The sequence below is a fragment of the Bacteroidales bacterium genome (assembly GCA_018334875.1).
Classification (GTDB): Bacteria; Bacteroidota; Bacteroidia; order Bacteroidales; family UBA12077; genus JAGXLC01.
On record JAGXLC010000097.1, the window covers coordinates 8858 to 12875 of the forward strand.

Genomic DNA, 4018 nt, shown 5'->3' on the forward strand with positions numbered 1-4018 from the left:
ACTCCGAATGTTATTCCAAAATCAGAGTCAGGGACAAAAAATATACCCTGGGTCATGTACAGGCCCAGTAGATAATCCTCAAATTCTTTATTTCTCAATAGATAATTTTTACGCAATTAGCTAAGTATAGCCGCTAAGCGCCTTTTTAGACTAGACTCATCAATTATAATTAGATTTTGCTGTTGAAAGCACATTGGGATTATATGACAGCGTTTTGTCAGGAAGCCAGTACCAAAGCGGGCCGAGGTCCTTTTTTACCTTTTCTCCTATAAATTGGGGCACCTGAGTGGTTTCCTTATTCAGGAAAGCCTGGAAATCCGAATCAGAGCGAAAATGCTTAAGCATATCAGACAGGAAACGTATTTTGCCGGAGCCACCGACAGTTAAAGACATAAAAAGGGTAATCCACCTGGAAGTGTTATAATGAATGGCGTTAAAACGACGATATTTAGCACGGAGCGAAAAACTGTATTTTAACAGATCAATCATATGCCTGTTAAATTCTTCCCATGTATAGTTTTTCGGTATAATATTCAAAGTGTGAACCGGTCTCATCATGTGAAAAGGAAAAGGAATTATCCTGTTTTCTTCTTCATACTTTAAATTGCTTTTTGTACTCTTACCAAATATGGATAGGATTTGATAGGAAGGATAAACTCCGGGTACAAGATCAATGAAACGTTTGGTTAGTGTGAAAGGCAACTCGCCTTTATCACTGTCAAAACCAAACATAAAATTAATATGTACCTGAGGAATATGCCTCTGTATCATATTTACCTGTTCAGCAGCTTTTTTTACTTTTTCCATTCCAATGTTTCTACCCATTTTTGATTTTTTCCCATATTCAAACCATGATTCAATGCCAGGCATAATGACAACAAATCCATTTCTCTGCAGTCTTTTAACATTGGATTCATTCAAAATGGATAAACTGCATTCGGCAACAAATTCTATACTACCTGATGGAACAACCGATTCAATGGCATCCATAAACTTATTGAACTGAACGCCAAAATTGGGATCAAACCACCCTACCCTTGGATGCTTCTTTGTTTTTACGAGAAAAGCAAGATCTTCCTTGACCTCTTCCATATCCAGCACCTGATAAGGGATATCAGAATCTATACAAAAATCACAATTGTAAGGACAACCAAGGCTACCAATCATTGGAAAGATTTTAACAACAGGCATTTTTTGGTGAACCTTTTCAATAAATTCCCATCTTTGCCTTATACCCGGCAGCGTTTTAGGTTGTGCCTGTGCTGTAAGATAAGTCCCAAATGCGTTCGTTAATTCAAAATTATGCAACAGATCCATTAATAATGCTTTATCAATTAATCCCATCACATAATCGAAATAACGGCAGGCATCTTCCGGATAGCATCTGGCGTGGGGACCACCCAGCACCGTAACAATCCCTTTGGAACGGTAATAATTGCTTAACGCATAGGCAAACTGGGCTGTAAAAGTGAAAGCACTGATAAAAACAAGATCCACATCATCCGGTGAAAGGTTTTTCAGCTTCTGCGATCCGGTAAATATCGAATAGTTTACTTCATGCCCTTCCTCCATACACCATACACCAATCACCTGAGGCATGATGCTCATGAAGTTCGGTAGCATAGCCCGGTTATAAATAGAATGGGTATAGCCATTGTAAATAAGATCGATGATTGAGATACGTAACTTTTTCATAAGCTTTGATTATATTTAAAATATTAATTCATAATGATTCCCAAATAGAAATTCTATTTTCAAAACATATTCATCCATCTTAATGCATGAAAATGTCTTACAACCTTACATCGTGTCAGGATTTGAAATCTATTAGAGAAGTTAATCCAGCTGGTTGTTCATAACTGTATCACTAAATGCCTCTTTGGTAGAAAATCTGATGTTATAGTGGTATCGCTGTAAAAATCTGGAAGGATCAGCAACAATTCCATACTTGGTAGTATTTATACAAGCAGGAGGTAAATTGATCATACGGGTTCGCCAAAGGATAGTAAAGATAAATCTTATTAACCATAAAGGCACAGGAAAAAATGGTTTGTCAGGAACCAATTCCTGAATGGTCGCATAATCATTGGGCACTAGGTTATAGGTTCCCCGGACATTGGGATCATCGATAACTAAATCCATCATGGATAACAGATCTTCCTGATGAAGCAACTGAATTTCACAGTACCGGCTAATTCGCAGCATAAATGGAAATTTGATCAGGATTGATACGGCGCTGCCTTTCTTATTATAATGTGGACCAACTACCGTACAAACACGTAAAATAGTGATTTTTACATTACAGGTTTCTCTATATTCATTCAATACATTTTCAATTTTTTTCTTATTTAATGCATACCTATAGTTTCCAGGCCTTACCTTTTTACTTTCGGGCATCCAGCGGTAGTTATCTGGCCAGGCACCGTAGATAGAAGTTGAGCTGAAAAATATAAACTTTTCAACCGATTTTGTGAGGTTTGCAACTTTAAGAATATTCTTTGTGCCCATTACATCGTTTTCGTATTCCGCATTTGAATCACGGAATTTATTATAGGAGCAAGCCAGATGTATCACATTTGTTGGCTTTTCACGGGAAAATATTTTTTTTATTCTGTTTTTATCCGCAATGCTCGCACAATAGAAGGTGAAATATTCATCATCCGGTAATGGATTGTTATGATCGATATCCACTCCCACAACCGGAATCTCGTTCCTGGCGAAATGGCCGGCAATTATACCTCCAAGACTACCAGAAGAACCTGAGATTAAAATTTTTTTGTGATTGAAATTGACATTTGAATTCATTTCAAAGCATGTTTTATTTTACTTTAATATCTATTTGTAATATAGCACTACATGAGTCTAGTCTAAAAGCCACCGTTTGGGATACAAGGCGCTTAGCGGCTGTTATAGACTATTATTTATCAGTAAAATATGTTCTATATTTATAGCTAATAAAGCCACTTAGCGCCTTTTTAAACTAAGAATCGATTTGCTAATGCTTTTATCAGGGAGTACGGAATTCAATCAGATAGCCCAATCCGCTCCAAATCGTATAGAGATGGATGTCCTGCATATTATCGGGAATGAGATCTACAGGAGGTTTGACTTTCTCCTGTTTGCCCATAAAGATACTGAAAAGCCTGGCTGCCCTCTCGTTCTCATCGGCAATTACAATCCTTGTTTTTGGTTTTGCTACCCTTATCATTTCATCAATGGCTTGCTTTTTATCGCCGAATAGGTTGATGGCACCCAGGTGAAAAACCACATCAAAAACATCGTCTTTAAATGGCAGTTCTTCGGCATTGGACCAGAACAGATCTGCCTGAAGATTCCATTTTTTAAGATTTCGCATGCATTTTCGAAGCATTTTCTGCTGGTTGTCTAAACCATAAAAGTAACCATAATCGCTTCTTCTCGATATAAATGGAATATTATCGCATGCCCCTATTCCTGTTTCAAGGATTTCTGCATTTGATGGAATTTCCAGTCTTTCCAGGACTTCCCGCCGGGCTTTTTTTACTCCTCCACAAGGAAGGAACATAAAATTTGTCAGAGGGGTATATAAACGACAATAAATTGAGCGGAAAAATTCCGCACGTTTACTGAATCGCCGGACTTCACCCTCCTGAAGGAAATGAATAAAGCCATCTTCTACAGGATAGCTTCTCCGGCAGGTTTTACATTCAAATACACCCTTTGTAATTTCCTCGGAAGCATTGTTTCCTCTGAAGTTCAAATCATTCTTGCATTTTGGACAACATAAAATATCTGCGGTAGTTTTCTTCATCGCTCCAGGATTTAATTATATGCATTTCGTATTTATTCCGGAGAAAGATTTTGTAGAACCAGAGTTGAATATTTCGGGTTAGTATACAGGGCGGGTGCCAAATCTGGTAGTTTTCATTCTTACCAGTTTCTTAATCAGTTTCATTTTTAACTTAAAACCTGAAAACTCAACCAGGCCAATGGATTCTCTGTTCATAAGGTCCGTTTTGCGGACTATATCTGCAACAGC

3 protein-coding genes are annotated in these 4018 nt (G+C 37.6%); all 3 read right to left on the reverse strand.

What is annotated here, in order from left to right; all coding sequences use genetic code 11:
- Positions 1-159: 159 nt before the first annotated feature.
- The 3 genes from KGY70_09690 to KGY70_09700 all read right to left on the reverse strand — a co-directional run bounded on the left by KGY70_09690 (position 160) and on the right by KGY70_09700 (position 3790).
- Positions 160-1695, reverse strand: a complete 1536-nt coding sequence (locus KGY70_09690; GenBank protein MBS3775449.1) for a radical SAM protein — start codon at positions 1693-1695, stop codon at positions 160-162.
- Positions 1696-1836: 141 nt separating this feature from the next.
- Positions 1837-2805, reverse strand: coding sequence for an NAD-dependent epimerase/dehydratase family protein (locus tag KGY70_09695; protein MBS3775450.1), 969 nt, complete (start codon positions 2803-2805; stop codon positions 1837-1839).
- Positions 2806-3007: 202 nt separating this feature from the next.
- Positions 3008-3790, reverse strand: a complete 783-nt coding sequence (locus KGY70_09700) for a methyltransferase domain-containing protein (protein MBS3775451.1) — start codon at positions 3788-3790, stop codon at positions 3008-3010.
- Between the last annotated feature and the right edge of the window lie 228 nt (positions 3791-4018).